General features: G+C 66.4%; 18 protein-coding genes. 3 read left to right on the forward strand and 15 right to left on the reverse strand.

Going from position 1 to position 15,326, the window contains the following annotated elements; translation table 11 throughout:
- Window positions 1-33: 33 nt before the first annotated feature.
- From I6F33_RS10655 to I6F33_RS10675, 5 genes are all read right to left on the reverse strand, one after another.
- Window positions 34-1,002 (reverse strand): NAD regulator, encoded by a 969-nt coding sequence (locus I6F33_RS10655; RefSeq protein WP_225142364.1) that lies wholly within the window; start codon window positions 1,000-1,002, stop codon window positions 34-36.
- Window positions 1,003-1,228: 226 nt separating this feature from the next.
- Window positions 1,229-1,735, reverse strand: coding sequence for a tyrosine phosphatase family protein (locus tag I6F33_RS10660; RefSeq protein WP_036028306.1), 507 nt, complete (start codon window positions 1,733-1,735; stop codon window positions 1,229-1,231).
- Between the two features lie 145 nt (window positions 1,736-1,880).
- Window positions 1,881-2,495 (reverse strand): YfbR-like 5'-deoxynucleotidase, encoded by a 615-nt coding sequence (locus tag I6F33_RS10665; RefSeq protein WP_036028303.1) that lies wholly within the window; start codon window positions 2,493-2,495, stop codon window positions 1,881-1,883.
- Window positions 2,492-3,118 carry a DNA-3-methyladenine glycosylase I gene (locus I6F33_RS10670; RefSeq protein ID WP_036003631.1) on the reverse strand — a complete coding sequence of 209 codons (627 nt, stop codon included), beginning with the start codon at window positions 3,116-3,118 and terminating at the stop codon, window positions 2,492-2,494. Before I6F33_RS10670 ends, I6F33_RS10665 begins: the two co-directional genes overlap by 4 nt.
- Complete coding sequence (locus tag I6F33_RS10675; protein WP_225142366.1) at window positions 3,115-3,990, reverse strand: folate-binding protein YgfZ; 876 nt, start codon at window positions 3,988-3,990, stop codon at window positions 3,115-3,117. The genes I6F33_RS10670 and I6F33_RS10675 overlap by 4 nt, the downstream gene beginning before the upstream one ends.
- 97 nt (window positions 3,991-4,087) lie before the next feature.
- On the opposite strand from I6F33_RS10675, the gene I6F33_RS10680 reads away from it, so the two are divergent.
- Entirely contained in the window at window positions 4,088-5,422 is a 1,335-nt protein-coding gene (locus I6F33_RS10680) for a dihydroorotase (protein ID WP_225139069.1), read from the forward strand.
- A 153-nt stretch (window positions 5,423-5,575) separates the two neighbouring features.
- The gene (locus I6F33_RS10685; RefSeq protein ID WP_225128294.1) at window positions 5,576-6,445 is read left to right on the forward strand and encodes a sulfurtransferase; all 870 of its coding nucleotides are present in this window, start codon (window positions 5,576-5,578) and stop codon (window positions 6,443-6,445) included.
- A gap of 190 nt (window positions 6,446-6,635) precedes the next feature.
- On the opposite strand, the gene I6F33_RS10690 is transcribed toward I6F33_RS10685, so the two are convergent.
- The 4 genes from I6F33_RS10690 to I6F33_RS10705 form a co-directional block, all read right to left on the reverse strand.
- Complete coding sequence (locus I6F33_RS10690; protein ID WP_036003643.1) at window positions 6,636-6,902, reverse strand: hypothetical protein; 267 nt, start codon at window positions 6,900-6,902, stop codon at window positions 6,636-6,638.
- Between the two features lie 265 nt (window positions 6,903-7,167).
- Entirely contained in the window at window positions 7,168-7,545 is a 378-nt protein-coding gene (locus tag I6F33_RS10695) for a TIGR02301 family protein (protein ID WP_225142368.1), read from the reverse strand.
- Between the two features lie 45 nt (window positions 7,546-7,590).
- A complete protein-coding gene (locus tag I6F33_RS10700; RefSeq protein WP_036003648.1) occupies window positions 7,591-8,025 on the reverse strand; it encodes an NUDIX hydrolase in 435 nt (144 codons plus the stop codon).
- 9 nt (window positions 8,026-8,034) lie between these two features.
- Complete coding sequence (locus I6F33_RS10705; RefSeq protein ID WP_036003651.1) at window positions 8,035-8,544, reverse strand: hypothetical protein; 510 nt, start codon at window positions 8,542-8,544, stop codon at window positions 8,035-8,037.
- Between the two features lie 63 nt (window positions 8,545-8,607).
- Between I6F33_RS10705 and I6F33_RS10710 the strand changes: the two genes are divergently transcribed.
- Entirely contained in the window at window positions 8,608-9,372 is a 765-nt protein-coding gene (locus tag I6F33_RS10710) for an SOS response-associated peptidase (RefSeq protein WP_109144654.1), read from the forward strand.
- 23 nt (window positions 9,373-9,395) lie between these two features.
- On the opposite strand, the gene I6F33_RS10715 is transcribed toward I6F33_RS10710, so the two are convergent.
- From I6F33_RS10715 to I6F33_RS10740, 6 genes are all read right to left on the reverse strand, one after another.
- A complete protein-coding gene (locus I6F33_RS10715) occupies window positions 9,396-10,589 on the reverse strand; it encodes a CoA transferase (RefSeq protein ID WP_225142370.1) in 1,194 nt (397 codons plus the stop codon).
- A gap of 35 nt (window positions 10,590-10,624) precedes the next feature.
- Complete coding sequence (locus tag I6F33_RS10720; RefSeq protein WP_225142372.1) at window positions 10,625-11,554, reverse strand: glycine/sarcosine/betaine reductase selenoprotein B family protein; 930 nt, start codon at window positions 11,552-11,554, stop codon at window positions 10,625-10,627.
- 276 nt (window positions 11,555-11,830) lie between these two features.
- Window positions 11,831-12,412 carry an NUDIX domain-containing protein gene (locus tag I6F33_RS10725; RefSeq protein ID WP_225112599.1) on the reverse strand — a complete coding sequence of 194 codons (582 nt, stop codon included), beginning with the start codon at window positions 12,410-12,412 and terminating at the stop codon, window positions 11,831-11,833.
- A gap of 9 nt (window positions 12,413-12,421) precedes the next feature.
- Entirely contained in the window at window positions 12,422-12,868 is a 447-nt protein-coding gene (locus I6F33_RS10730; protein ID WP_225142374.1) for a GNAT family acetyltransferase, read from the reverse strand.
- Complete coding sequence (locus tag I6F33_RS10735) at window positions 12,865-14,292, reverse strand: FAD-binding oxidoreductase (RefSeq protein ID WP_225112601.1); 1,428 nt, start codon at window positions 14,290-14,292, stop codon at window positions 12,865-12,867. Before I6F33_RS10735 ends, I6F33_RS10730 begins: the two co-directional genes overlap by 4 nt.
- A gap of 16 nt (window positions 14,293-14,308) precedes the next feature.
- Window positions 14,309-15,316, reverse strand: a complete 1,008-nt coding sequence (locus I6F33_RS10740; RefSeq protein ID WP_225142375.1) for an L-threonylcarbamoyladenylate synthase — start codon at window positions 15,314-15,316, stop codon at window positions 14,309-14,311.
- Window positions 15,317-15,326: the final 10 nt, after the last annotated feature.

Consider the following 15,326-nt stretch of genomic DNA (forward strand, 5'->3'; position numbering starts at 1 on the left):
GAAAACCGCAACGCAACTTTTCCGGATCATGCTCTAGCGCCGGGAGCGAACGCGCAAGCCCGGCGCGGGCCGCTCCTGGAGCACCTCGCGGCGGAAGCGGTAGAGCGCTGCCGGCCGTCCGCCCGTCTGTGTCGACATCACCCCGGTCGGTTCGACCAGGGCTTCCATCTCGACCAGGCGGCGGAAATTCTGCTTGTGCAGGTGCCGGCCGGAGATCGCCTCCACCGTGTGCTGCAGTTCAGTGAGTGTGAATTCGGTCGGCAAAAGTTCAAAGACCACAGGACGATACTTCAGCTTTGCGCGCAGCCGCGCGATTGCCGTGGCGAGAATCCGGCGGTGGTCGAACCGCATCGAGGTCCCGAGCGGGGGAAGCGTCTTGCGCGCCAATGCCGCAGGACGGCCATCGCGGCGGGCCTCCTCGATCAGCCCGGCCTCGTAGAGCAACTCGTAGCGGTCGAGCACGCGCTCCTCGTCCCAGGGTGCGCCGTCGAGACCGAAATAGAACCGCACGCGATCCTTCCGCGGCAGTGCGCGAATCGTCTCCGCCGTCTCCTCCTCGGCCCATTCGGTCAGCGCAGGGATGATGTCGCGGGCGATGATCGCCGGCGGCTGGTCGCGCCAGTCTTCCCAGGGGAAGAAGCGATACCAGGGCGCGAAGCTCGCCGCGTTTGCGGCGAGCTCGCCGCCCGCGGGGCGCGTCAGCGCGAGATAGCCGATCGACACGATGTGGGCTCCGGTGTCGCCGGCCTCGGCATGACGGCCACGGTCGCCGAACGTGTAGAGCTGCTCGACATAGCCGAGCCGCAGCCCCGCCTGTTGCTCGACCCAGGCGCGCAGGCCCATCTCGAACGTGCGATGGCTCACCGCGTCGAACGGACCGAACGGCAGCCCGGCAAGCCGGTCAGCACCGGGTGCGGTCAGGATCAGCGGCTCGTGGTTCTCGATCGCGACGATGGCCGCGGTGAGGCCGATTTCGATTGGCGTCAGCAGCGTCTCGCTCATGCGGCTGCCGTGTCGTTGAATTGAACAGAATGCCGCTTGGTTAAGACGGCCCATCCGCGGACTCGGTGCACCTCTCCCGCTTGCGGGAGAGGTCGCGTCGCATCGACAGATGCGAGGCGGGAGAGGGCTCTATCCTCTGGGGGAGTCTTCGTCGCCGAGATACCCTCTCCCCAACCCTCTCCCGCAGGCGGGAGAGGGGGCGCACCTCCATCGTGACAACCAGCTGTCATTCGAGCTCGATCGCGAAGGGGCGGCCTTCCACCATCATCGCGCCGGGGCCCATTTCGTCGAGCGCGCGCAGCATGCGGCCGTTGCGTCCGAGTGCACGATCGGCGAGGCCGACGATGCGCCGATTGGGCGAGGCGATCGGCGAGGCCGCGCGAATCTTCCTGGCGATCTCGATCTCGTCGCGATTTGGATTAAGCGCGCAAACGGCCGCGAACGCGCTGGCGGTGGAGCGGCTGATCCCGGCGTAGCAATGCACCACCAGCGGGGCGCTGCGGTCCCAGCCGCGCACGAAGTTGAGCACCTGCTCGATATGCGTCTCCGACGGCGCGACGAAGCCGTCCATTTCCTCGGTGATGTCGTCCATCGACACCTTGAGATGGTTGGCCGGGAGCACCGACACGGGACGCGCGACCTGCTCGACATTGGCCATCACGGTCAGCACGTGGCTGGCCTTGGTGAGGCGGACGGTTTCGGGAAGCGCGGCGAGGGAACAGACGTGGATCATGGCGAACCTTTTTGCGCCCGATTATAGCGAGCGCTCGTAGGGTGGGCAAAGGCGCATCGCGCCGTGCCCACCATTTCGCAATTGCGCGCATGTCGCTTGGTTCGGTGGGCACGCTTCGCTTTGCCCACCCTACGAAGGAATAATGCTACGCAAACACGGCGCCAAACCGCTCCAGAAACTGCTTCTCGGCCCGCGCTGCGGTCCAAGGCGTCAGATAGTCGCGTCGGACGCTGTCGGAGAGACCCGGATCCTTGCCGAACAGGCGCCGCGCTTCGCTCGCGCTGAAGCCGGCGAGCTCGGTTGCCTCGAGATAGGCCGCGCCGCGATCGGCGGCCTTGATGGCCTGCGTGATGTCATCAGGCAATACCGGCGGCAAACCGAAGCGGATATGGATGGCGCCGAGCAGCCGCTTCTCGACGGCCTTGTAGTGACCGTCGAGCACCGCCTTGAACGGCGAGATCATGTCGCCGATCACATATTCCGGCGCATCATGCAGCAGGGCCGCGAGCCGGACGCGCTGGTCGACGCGGGGTATCTCATGGCGCAGCACGGTCTCTACCAGCAGCGTATGCTGTGCGACCGAAAAGATGTGCGCGCCGAGGGTCTGCCCGTTCCAGCGCGCCACCCGCGCCAGCCCGTGCGCGATGTCGCCGATTTCGATGTCGAGCGGGGAAGGATCGAGCAGGTCGAGCCGCCGGCCCGACAGCATGCGCTGCCAGGCGCGGACCTCTTCGTTGCGCGCTGCCTTCTTCGCCGTCATTTGGCCTTGAGGCGCAGCTTGCGCTGGGTCTTACTGCAAGTCGCATGACAGTGGCAGTCGACCAGGTGGTCGTTGACCATGCCGGTCGCCTGCATGAAGGCGTAGACGATCGTCGGGCCGACGAATTTGAAGCCGCGCGAGGACAGCTCCTTGGAGATCTGTACCGACAGCGGCGTCGAGGCCGGCACGCTTGCCGTGGTCTTGAACTGGTTGACCTTGGGCCGTCCGTCCATGAAGTCCCACAGCAGCTTCGAGAAGCCCGGGCCCTTCTCCATGATGTCGAGATAGGACTTTGCACTCAGGATCGCGCCTTCGATCTTGGCCTTGTTGCGCACGATACCCGCATCGTTCATCAGCGCGTGAACCTTCTTGGGCGTGTAACGCGCGATCTTCTCCGGCTGGAAATCGTCGAAGGCTTTGCGGAAATTGTCGCGCTTGCGCAGGATCGTGATCCAGGACAGGCCGGCCTGGAAGCCGTCCAGCATCAGCTTCTCGTACAGCGCGCGGTCGTCGTATTCCGGCACGCCCCATTCGGTGTCGTGATAGGCGACATAAAGCGGATCTTCGCCCGGCCAGGGGCAGCGGGTCAGACCATCGGGATGCAAGCGGGCAGCGCGGCTCATGCGGTCGGCTGCTTGGCTGGAATGCGAACGACGTCTGGTTCAGCGAGTGTCAAAGCCAGCCCCCCAGCGGTGAGCGGCTGGCCCGCATCGAGCGCGTCTGCGACACGGTCGATGCGCACCAGCGCGATTCCCTTGCCGCCAGCCGTCGAGCCGATGGTGCCGACCGGCTTGTCGCCGGCAAGAATGGTCGTGCCCGGCTCGGGCGAGGCGTCCTCGAGCAGCACCTTCACGCTGCGCGTGCGCGCGGTGCCGCGATGCTGCATGCGCGAGACGACCTCCTGGCCGACATAGCAGCCCTTGTCGAAATCGACGCCGGCGAGGCGATCCATGTTGGTCTCATGCGGGAACGCATCGCTGTACATGAAATCGAGCCCGCCGCGCGGCACGCCGAGCGCAATGCGGTGCGCCTCGTACTCGGCTGCATCGACCAGCTCGGCGCCGATGAGATCGGACAGTTTCTGCTTGAGATCTTCCTGGACCAGGATGCGGTAGCCGAGCCCCTCAGCCCGCGGATCGGCAAAGGCAAGGTCGGGCTGCGCCGTCGGCTCGCCGTCCCAGGCCGCGAGCACGCCGAGGTCGAGCTTGTCCACGGTGACCTTGGCGCGCAGCTTGTAGAATTTCAGCTTGGTGGCGAGGGTGTCCGCCAGCGCCTTGGGGCAGTCGATCAGGAACCCGCCGCCGTGGCCCGCGGACGCTTCCGTGATCAGGAAATCCACGATGATCTTGCCCTGCGGCGTCAGCAATGCGCCGAATCGCCCCAGACCAGGTTTCAGCCTGTCCAGGTCGGTGGTGACGAGGCCATTGAGGAAGTTGCGCGCATCCTCACCCGCGACTTTGATCACGCCCCGGTCGGGAAGAAACGCCGATTTCATGCGAAAATCTCTTGCGACATGTTGCTCCGGAACGTAAGCCCGCAACGCATAAACGACAAGACCTCGAGCCCTGCGCCCTGAGGATGAGAGAGGCCCAATGACCCAGCGTTTCGATGTGATCCTGAAGGGTGGCACCGTCTTCAACCAGGACGGCGAGGGCGTGCGGGATATCGGCATCACGGGCGGCCGCATCGCCGAGCTCGGTCCGCTGTCGCAAGGCTCGGCCGCCGAGGTGATCGACTGCAAGGGCCTGCACATCCTGCCCGGCGTGATGGACACGCAGGTGCATTTCCGCGAGCCCGGGCTGACGCACAAGGAAGACCTCGAGACCGGCTCGCGCAGCGCCGTGATGGGCGGCGTCACCGCCGTGTTCGAGATGCCGAACACCTCGCCGCTGACCGTGACGGAGGCCGAATTCACCGACAAGGTGAAGCGCGCCCATCACCGCATGCATTGCGATTTCGCCTTCTTCATCGGCGGCACCCGCGAGAACGTGCAGGACCTGCCTGTGCTGGAGCGCGCACCCGGCTGCGCCGGCGTCAAGGTGTTTATCGGCTCGTCCACCGGCGCGCTTTTGGTGGAGGACGACGAGAGCCTGCGCCGCATTTTCCAGGTGATCCGCCGCCGCGCCGCCTTCCACGCCGAGGACGAATACCGCCTCAACGAGCGCAAATCGCTGCGCATCGAGGGCGATGCGCGCTCGCATCCGGTCTGGCGCGACGAGACCGCGGCGCTGATGGCGACGCAGCGCCTCGTCAAGCTCGCGCACGAGACCGGCAAGCGTATTCACGTGCTGCACATCTCGACCAAGGAGGAGATCGAGTTCCTGCGCGACCACAAGGATGTCGCCTCCTGCGAGGCGACGCCGCACCATCTCACCCTGGTCGCGCCGGAATGCTACGAGCGGCTCGGCACGCTGGCGCAGATGAACCCGCCGGTGCGCGGCGCCGATCATCGTGCCGGCATTTGGCGCGGCATCGAACAGGGCATCATCGACGTGCTCGGCTCCGACCACGCCCCGCATACGCTGGAGGAGAAGCAGAAGACCTATCCCGCTTCGCCTTCCGGCATGACCGGCGTGCAGACGCTGGTGCCTGTGATGCTCGATCACGTCAATGCGGGCCGGCTCTCGCTGGCACGTTTCGTCGACCTCACTAGTGCCGGTCCCGCGCGCCTCTACAACATGGCCTGCAAGGGCCGGATCGCCGCCGGCTACGATGCCGACTTCACCATCGTGGATTTGAAGCGCAGCGAGACCATCACCAACAAATGGGTGGCGTCCAAGGCCGGCTGGACGCCCTATGATGGCGTTCGCGTCACCGGCTGGCCGGTCGGCACCTTTATCCGCGGCCGTCGCGTGATGTGGCAGGGCGAGCTGGTGACGGCCGCGCAGGGCGAGCCGGTGCGGTTCCTGGAGACGCTGAAGCAGTAGAGTGATGTGGGGGACGCACGGAGCTTCCACCGTCATTGCGAGCGCAGCGAAGCAATCCAGTCTGTCGCCGCGGAAAGACTCTGGATTGCTTCGCTGCGCTCGCAATGACGAGAGGAGCGGTCTACACTTCCTCTCGAACGGGAGTGCAGCCTGATGTCCCAACCCGCCGCCCTCATCACCACCGAGCAGCTCGCCGCCATGCTCGGCGATCCCAACCTTCGCCTCTACGACTGCACGACCTATCTTGAGCCCGCGCCGGAAGGCAGCGACGTGCCGTATCGCGCGGTGCCCGGCGACAAGACGTTCGCGGCCGGCCACATCCCCGGCGCCGATTTCCTCAACCTGCAAGGCGAGTTCTCCGACGCCTCGTCGCAACACTTCTTCATGATGCCCGATCTCGCCCAGCTGGAGGCCGCCTTCGGCCGCCACGGCCTCGATGCGGGCAAGACCATCGTGCTCTACAGCATAGGGACGATAATGTGGGCAACGCGGTTCTGGTGGATGTTGCGCGCGCTCGGCGTCGATGCCCACGTGCTCGACGGCGGCTTCGACAAATGGCAGCAGGAGGGACGGCCGACCGAGACGGGCGCACCGAAAGGCTATCCGGTGACGGCCTTCAAGGCGGCGCCGCGCCCAGGCTGCTTCGTCGACAAGGAAGCCGTGCTGGCGAAGATCGGCGATCCCGCAACCATCATCGTCAACGCGCTCGGGCCGCAGTTTCACCGCGGCCTCGAGCCGAGCCGCTATGGCCGGCCGGGCCGCGTTCCCGGCAGCGTCAACGTTCCCGCAGCCACACTCGTGAATGCCGACAAGACGCTGGCGGATCTTGCGGATGCGCAAGCGAAGTTCGCCTCCCAGGGCGTCACACGCGACAAGAATGTGATTCTTTATTGCGGCGGCGGCATCTCGGCGACGATCGACCTCCTGCTGCTGACGCAGCTCGGCTACGACAAGCTGACGCTCTACGACGCTTCGATGGGCGAATGGGCGAGGGATCCGGCGCTGCCGATCGAGACGGACTGAGGCGCGCGTTCCCGGGTCTGTCGGGAACATCTCCCGGTCATCGCGAGACTAATGCTTGTCCGCCGGCAACGGCTTCCGTGCGATAAGAGCGGCAGACTTCGCGACGCCTTTCGCCAAGTCATTCATCCGTCAACTGGCCCCGCCCGCGTGGCGGGGTCATTTTCAGGACGGCTTACTGCTTCAGGACGGCTTACTGCCTGCAGATGCCGACCGAGAATTCGCCGTTGCGAATGCGGCCGGGAAAGCCCTCGACGAACTTTGCCACTGCGTCCTCGCCATAGGTGCCGACGAGCTCGGCGAGGGCCGCGAACAGGCTCGCCTGCGCCAGGCAGTCGCCGTCGACGCCGTCATGACGCGCCTCGGCCCAGGCCTCGTTGAGATAGCTCAGTGCGGCCTGTTTCTGCTCGTGATCGGGCAGCGGCGCGCGGGCGGGGGCGTAGGAAATCGGCTGGCTCATGAAACTCGGTCAGGCTGGGGCGCGATCCACGGCGATGCGCTGTGCGAGAGGTGTAGCACGGGCGTTAACGACCGCTAGGCCACATCTTTAAGAACGGTTAACGGCTGTGAACAAAGTCGATGACAGGGTTCCAGGCCCGCACATGCGTCGACCGCGCCGTCATTCCGGGGCGCGCCTCGCGCGAGCCCGGAATCCATCGGGCATCAGAGACGGTGGATGAATGGATTCCGGGCTCTCGCGCGCGAGCCCCGGAATGACGGGGTAGCTAGTTCGCGTAGCGCGCCGTGAGATCGCGCGAGATCTTCGAGCCTTCCTCGATGTAGCGGCGGATCGCCACCATCGCGGCCGGCGTGCAGCTGCGATAGGTCTGCTGAAAACCGTTATAGCCGCGGTTGAAGCCGGCGATCATGCGGGTGCGGCGCTCGCCGGAGGGGGTCTCGGCATCGATCAGCGCCTGCATCTCATTGCGCCATTTGTTACCCTCGTTGGCCCCGCAGATGCCGCGCAGATAGTGCAGGCCGCCGAGGATCTCGGCCAGCCGCTGCAGTTCGCCGTCAAACGGCGCCGCCACGTCCTGGGCCCTCGCAGGCACGGAGGCGCAGGCGAGAGTCAGGACAAAAATGGCCAGAAATCGCGACGACATCGGCGGCTGTATGCCCCCTCGGGACGGCTGGCGCAAGGCGGGCGGTCAGGCTCCAAGCAGCCGGTGAGCGGACAGGATGACCTCCTCCAGCCCCCCGGTCAGCTTGAGGTCGCCGAGGCTTGCCAGGGCGCCAGGGGCGATCCAGCGGTGATCGTCGAGCTCGTCGTTCAGCGCCGGCTCCCGGGCCGTCCAGCGCGCGGCAAAGGACATGATCAGGTAATGGCCGGCGCCGGCCGCGGCCGGCAGCACCTCGCGCCAGCCGGCGAGGCCAATGATCTCGATGCAAAGGCCGGTTTCCTCGTCGACCTCGCGGCTCAGGGCCTGATGCAGCGATTCGCCGAACTCGACCCGGCCACCCGGCAGCGAATAGAAGCCCTTGGCCGGCGAGCGGGCGCGGCGGACCAGTAGCACCTTGCCGTCGCGGAAGATCGCCGCGCTGACCGCAAGCTGGGGATGGGCAGGATGGACGATTGCGGCCAATCGCGTCACCTATCCGGATGAGTTCGCCATGATGGTGTCGACGTCGGCTTCCGCGCCGCCATTGATGATGCCGCCGCAGGCTGCGATCAGGGGCTTGACCCAAAGCGTGGCCTGCTCGGCGAGGCGGACGCGCGTCGTGTCCTTCTCGACCTCGCGCATGGCCGAGCCGACCGCGGTCAGGATCGAGGTCATGGTATCCGTCAAGTGGTCGAACTGGGCACGCACGTTGGGATCGGCTTTCTCATAGGCTTCGATCGCCAAATCCCGCGCCTTGAAATTCGACGCCGTGAAATGCTCGGCATAAGACAGCGGCGTCCAGGTCAGGAAGTCTTCGGCGCATTCCGGCATATCCGGCACCATTTCGAGCAGCATCACGGCTTCATTGAAATGGTTGAGATAGTCGGTGGCAAGCCCGGTCCGCGGATTGATGTTGGCCACGCGCAGCCGTTCGGCCCAGGCGGTCGCCTCAGGGCCCGTCTGTACATGCGTCCGCGCGGGTTGGGAGGCCGTTGAGCTCATCTGCCGCAGTGTTAACGTTCGGGGTTAAAAGGACCTGAACGGACCCTATATAGGCCTCCAAGGATGTGTGGACGCTTCGTCATAACTTCGGCCCCCGCGGCTTTGCGGCAACTGTTCGGCTATGTCGAGCAGCCGAATTTCCCGCCCCGGTACAATGTCGCCCCGACGCAACCGATTCCGGTGGTGCTGCTCGAGAACGGCGCGCGCCATTTCCGCCTGATGCGCTGGGGTCTTCTGCCCGGCTGGGTCAAGGACCCCCGCGGGTTCACGCTCCTGATCAACGCCCGTTCCGAGACGGTGCTGGAGAAGCCTGCGTTCAAGAACGCGATTCGCCGCCGGCGCGGCCTGATTCCGGCCGATGGTTATTACGAGTGGAAGACGCAAACCGGCCGCAAGCAGCCCTTTTTCATCCACCGTGCCGACGGTGAGCCGCTCGGCTTTGCCGCTGTGTTCGAGACCTGGGTCGGTCCGAACGGCGAGGAACTCGACACGGTCGCGATCGTCACCGCCGCGGCGGGCGAGGATCTCGCCGCGCTGCATGACCGCGTGCCCGTCACCATCAGCCCGCACGACTTCGAGCGCTGGCTCGACAGCAAGGGCGACGAGATCGACGCGATCCTGCCCTTGATGAGGCCCCCGCGCGCCGGCGAATTCGCCTGGCACCCGGTCTCCACCCGCGTCAACCGCGTCGCCAATGATGACGAGCAGCTCGTGCTGCCGATCAGCGCGGATGAGATCGAGGCTGAGGCCGAGGCGGCGAAGCCGAAGAAGGCGGTACGGAAGGTTGCCGCTAGTCCGGCGGATGACGGGCAGGGGTCGTTGTTCTAGGCCGCGGCGGAACGTGTGTCGCGCTACACAATCTCCCGCGCCCTCAAGCCCGCGATCTCCGCCGCATCGAATCCCAGCTCGCCCAGCACCGCGTCCGTATCCGCGCCCAGCTCCGGCGCCATGCGATCCAGCCTGCCGCCGCCATGGGCCAGCTTGAAGCCGCTGCCGGCAAAGCGCAGGCGGCCGTATTCCGTGTCCAGCTCCTGGATCGCGCCGCGCGCCTTGATTTGGGGATGGTCGATGACCTCCTCGACCTTCCAGATGCTGGCGCAGGGCGCGCCGGCGTCCTCAAGAATTGTCTCCCATTCGCGTGCCGGCCGTTTTGCCAGCGTCTGCTCGATGATGGCGCGCAGCGCGCCCTCGTTCTCGTTGCGCGAGAACCAGTCGGCAAAGCGCGGATCTGACAGCGTATCCTCGCGCCCGAGCGCAGCCATCAGCGCGCGGTACTGCTTCTCGTTGTTGACGGCGAGCAGGATATGGCCGTCGCCGCACTTGAACAAATTCGCCGTGGTCCGGCGGCTCACCGCCTGATTGCCCGATAGCTGCTGTCGATGTCCGGCGACCGACCAGTCGGCGATCTGGCCCGAGAGAAACGCCAGCGTCGCCTCCAGCATGGAGACGTCGATCAGCTGCCCCTTGCCGGTGCGGTCGCGCTGATAGAGCGCGCTCGAGACGCCGAAGGCAGCGGTGGCGCCCGAGAGCACATCGCACACGGCAAAGCCCGCGCGCGTCGGCCCCGTCTCGGGGTGGCCGGTGATCGCCATGATGCCCGACAGCGCCTGCATCTTGCCGTCATAGCCGGGCCGCAAACGATCGGGGCCGGTCTGGCCGAAGCCGGAGACCGCGCAATAGATCAGCTTCGGGTTGACGGCCGACAGCGCCTCGTAGCCGATGCCGAGCTTGTCCATCACGCCGGGCCGAAAATTCTCCATGACCACGTCGACACGGCTTGCGAGCTTCTTCACGATCGCGATCGCCTCCGGCTTCTGCAGATCGAGCGTCAGGCTGCGCTTGTTGCCGTTGACGGCCTGAAACGCCGGCGCCAACCCGCGCTCGGCCCATTCGCGGCTGAGCGGCGTGCGGCGCATGTCCTCGCCCTCGCGCCGCTCGATCTTGATGACGTCGGCGCCGAGCAGCGCGAGCTGGTAGCTCGCATAGGGGCCGGCCAGCACTTGCGTAAAATCCAGGATCTTCACGCCCTCGAACGGTCGCGTCACCTCGCTCTCCCTCGGCTTATTGTTGTTGGAGGACGTCAGGCGGCGCGGTTGCCGCGCGCGATCTCCTTCTGCTTGTCGAACTCGGCGCGGCGGCGAGCCAGCTCTTCGGGCGAGAGCTGCGCAACGTTGTTGTAGTCGAGCTTCCAGGAGGCGTCCTCGCTCCAGCGCAGCGGCGATTGCATCGTGGTCTGCGGACCGCTCGCGCTCTCCAGCAGCCGGAGCGCGAGCTCGAGCGTCTGGGCCTGCGACGCGATGTCGTGCGGCTTGCCGGCGGAATTGCCGAGCGGGAAGTCGGAGAACAGGAAGCGCGGCACGGCCGCGTGCTCGACGATGTCCTTGGCGCAGCCCATGACCACGGTGGCAATGCCGTTGCGCTCCAGGTGCCGCGCCACCAGCGCCGTGGTCTGGTGGCAGACCGGGCAGTTTGGCACCAGCACCGCGACGTCGACCTTGTCCGCGAGGCAGCGCGCCAGGATCTCCGGCGCGTCGGTGTCGAGCGTCACGCGATGGCTGCGGTTGGTCGGCGCGCCGAAGAAGCGCTGGCTCACTTCGCCGATGCGGCCGGCGGCGCTCGCCTTCAACAGCTGCGGCAGCGGAAACCAGGTGCCGCTGTCGGTGGCCGAGGTGTGCTTGCGGTCGTAGCCGATGTGCGAGATGCGCAGATCGTGCTGTTTCGACGTGTCGCCGTCATAGACCTGATAAAACTTCGCGTTGCCATTATACGCCGCGCCCGGCCCCTGGTCGCCCTTGGCCGGATCGTAGGGCGCCGCGGTGGTGATGATGGTGACGCGCGATTGCGACAACGGCTTCTTCAGCGGCTGGAACGGCGCCTCGGTGTAATGCGCCCAGCGGTACGGCGTGGTGTAGCCGATCGCCGCGTAATAATCCCGGGTGCGCTGCATGTAGGGGACGGGGGAATCGTAGTCGGGCGCAAAGCCGAATTCATCGTCGCGCGGAGCGGACATGGCGCGTCTCCTGGTTGTTGGTTGACGACAGACTAGAGATAGTTTTGCGGTTGCTCAACCGGGGGGGAGCGGCGGCGCAGGTCTGAATTGCAGGCTTGATAGAGCGAGCTGCGCTCCTCCCCTCTCCCCTTGTGGGAGAGGGTGGATCGCCGCATAGCGGCGAGACGGGTGAGGGGTATCCATCCTCACGAACGATCTCACAAGTGGAGAGAACCCCTCATCCGGCGCTTCGCGCCACCTTCTCCCACAAGGGGAGAACGAAGGACAGCCGCAAGGTCACCTGAACACATGCAGCGCCACATACTGCAGCAGCATGATCGCCTTGGCGTCGATGATGCGGCCGTCGGCGATCATCGCCAGCGCCTCGTCGATGGACAGCTCCAGCACCTCGATGTCCTCGCCCTCGTGCTCCAGGCCGCCGCCGTCGCTCACCCGCATCTCGGGCTCGTATTCGGCGACGAAGAAATGCAGCTTCTCGGTGATGGCGCCGGGGCTCATGAAGGCCTCGAACACCTTGTGGACATGGTGCAGGCGATAGCCGGTCTCTTCCTCCGCCTCGGCGCGGATGCGCTCCTCGGGCTCGGCGTTGTCGAGCACGCCGGCGGCGGCCTCGATCAAGAGGTCGTCGTAACCGCGGATGAAGGCCGGAAGGCGGAACTGGCGCACCAGGATCACGGTCCGTCGCGCGAGATTATATGGCAGCACGGCGGCGGCGTTGTCGCGCTCATAGGTCTCGCGATGCTGGGTCTGCCACTCGCCACTCGCGCGCCGATATTCGAAGGTCGTGGTCTTCAGCGTGGTCCAGCCGTCCGAGAGCACGCGGACGTCCTTGATGCGGACGCGGTCGGAAATGGTCATGGCTGGATCTCAGTTGTTTGGCGTGGTCGCACGGCCGTCGAGCCACTTCTGGAACATCACGGATGTCGAGAGCTCGAAGCCGAGCGAGCCATAGAACGCGTTGGCCTGCGCGTTCTCGCGACGGACCAGGAGCTGCAGCTTCAAAATCCCGGCGCTTCGCAGCCAGTCCTCGGCCGCCGCCATGATGATGCGGCCGAAGCCGTGCTTCTGACAGCTGGGATCGACGGCGACGTAATAGACCCAGCCGCGATGGCCGTCATGGCCGACCATCACGGTGGCGACGATCGCGCCATTGTCGCGGCCGACCAGCACGGTGGAATTGTCGCGCCGCCGCGCCAGCGCGATGTCGGCATGCGGGTCGTTCCAGGGGCGCGTCAGGCCGCAGCGCTGCCACAGCGCGACCACGCCCTCGACGTCGGCCTCGGTGATCGCATCGATCGCAAGGGAAGCGCTCACAGCACCTTCCCCGGATTCATGATGCCGAGCGGATCGAGCATCGTCTTGATGGAGCGCATCAGCTCGATCGCGGTTTTGTCCTTCACCTCGGGGAGCTCGTCGCGCTTGAGCACGCCGATGCCGTGCTCGGCCGAGATCGAGCCGCCCATGCGCAGCACGATCTCGAACACCACCGCGTTCACATCATGCCAGCGCGCGAGGAAATCGGCGGTGTCGGCGCCGATCGGCTGGCTGACGTTGTAATGCAGATTGCCGTCGCCGAGATGGCCGAACGGCACCGGCCGGGCGCCTGGGATCAGCTTCACCACGGCCGCATCGGCTTCCGCGATGAATTCGGGCACGGCCGCAACCGGGACGGAGATGTCGTGCTTGATCGAGCCGCCTTCCGGCTTCTGCGCCGCCGACATCTCGTCGCGCAGCTTCCAGAACGCGCCGCGCTGGGCGAGGCTCGCCGCGATCACGGCGTCGTCGACGATCTCCTCCTCCATGGCACGGCCCAGGATCGTCTCCAGCGGCGTGCGGGCATCCTCGCTCGGCGATGACAATTCCATCAGCACGTACCAGGGATGCTTTGCCTCAAGCGGGTCGCGCACGTCGATGCCGTGGCGGACCGAGAAATCCACCGCCAGCTCCGACAGCAGCTCGAAGCTCGTCAGCGCATTGGCGGCTTCGCCTCGCGCGATGGTGAGCAGCTTCAGCGCCGCCGCCGGCGATTTCAGCCCGACGAAGGCGGTCTCGATCGCCCGCGGCTTCGGAAACAGTTTCAGCGTCGCCGCGGTGATGATGCCGAGCGTGCCTTCGGCGCCGATGAAGAGGTTGTGTAGATTGTAGCCGGTGTTGTCCTTCTTCAGCTTTGACAGCGAATTGAGCACGCGCCCATCGGCGAGCACCACTTCGAGGCCCAGCGCCATCTCGCGCGCGACGCCATAGGCGAGCGCCGCGGTGCCGCCGGCATTGGTCGAGAGGTTGCCGCCGATGGTGCAGCTGCCTTCCGCGCCGAGCGACAGCGGAAACAGCCGGTCGACCTCGGAGGCCTTGGCTTGCGCGATCTGCAGCACCACACCGGCTTCCACTGTCATGGTGTTGGACGCGGTGTCGACCTCGCGGATCTTGTCGAGCCGGCGCAGCGACACCACCACCTCGCCATTGTGCGGCGTCTGGCCGCCGACGAGCCCGGTGTTGCCGCCCTGCGGCACCAGCGCGATGTTGTGCGCGGAGGCGAGCTTGCAGATCGCGGAAACCTCCGCCGTCGAGCCCGGGCGCAGCACCAGCGGCGAGCGGCCGTGGAACAGATTGCGCTCCTCGGTGACGTAAGGCTCGATGTCAGTCGGGTCGGTGATGGCGTGGCGGTCGCCGACGATCTTGCGGAATTGCTCGATCAATTCGGGCGCAAGCGGCGGGGTGGCAGGCTTGTTGATGTTCATGTCCTCGTCTCTTGCTTCAACGCGCCACCGCGGCGCGGCGCAGCCGGTCGTTGATCGCCTCGCCCAGACCATCTTCGGGAATCGGCATCACCGCAATCGCCCGCGGCGCTTTCGCATCGAGGCTGCGAAGATAGCCGAACAGATTGGCCGCGGCTTCATCGAGATCGGCGGTGGGCGACAAATTCATGACGGCCGAGGCGGCGTCAAGGCCGGGCAGGCGCTCCGGGCCGAACGCCAGCAGCGCGTCGCCCGGCGCGACCTCACGTGCATTGAGCCGCACATGGGCGCGCGGTGCGTAGTGCGAGGCCAGCATGCCCGGGGCCAGCGGCTGGCTGTCGTCGCTGCCAGCCTCCGCCGGCGGCCGCGTCAGCTTCGCGCCCAGCACCGCCTCGATCCGCTCGCGCGAGAGCCCACCGGGACGAAGCAGCATCGGCGCGTCGAAGCAGCCGACAATCGTGGATTCAACGCCGACCGTAACAGGCCCGCCGTCGATGATCAGGTCGATCCGCCCGGCAAGGTCGCTCTCGACATGCGCGGCCAGCGTCGGCGAGACGTGGCCGGAGATGTTGGCCGAGGGGGCCACCACGGCGCCGCCGAAGGCGCGCAGGATCGCCTGCGCGACGGGATGGGCGGGGATGCGGATCGCCACCGTGTCGAGGCCAGCCGTGGCGAGATCCGCCACCGGACAGTCCTCGGTCTTGGGCACCACCAGCGTCAGCGGCCCCGGCCAGAACGCCTCCGCGAGCGCCAGCGCCCGCGCATCGAACCGCCCGATCCGCCGCGCGGCCTTGAGGTCCGCGACATGCGCGATCAGCGGATTGAACGCCGGCCGGCCCTTGGCGGCGTAGAGATGGGCGATCGCGGCGGCATTGGCGGCATCCGCCCCGAGCCCGTAGACCGTCTCGGTCGGAAACGCGACCAGCCCGCCGGCCGCAAGTCGCCGGGCGGCGGCTTCCGCGCCGGCTTCGCCGGCCGGCAATATCAGCGTTTCGACACCCGTCTTCACAGGGATAAAATTCCTCATCTCGGCCGCT

The organism is Bradyrhizobium sp. BRP20 (assembly GCF_020194215.1).
Lineage (GTDB): Bacteria > Pseudomonadota > Alphaproteobacteria > Rhizobiales > Xanthobacteraceae > Bradyrhizobium > Bradyrhizobium yuanmingense.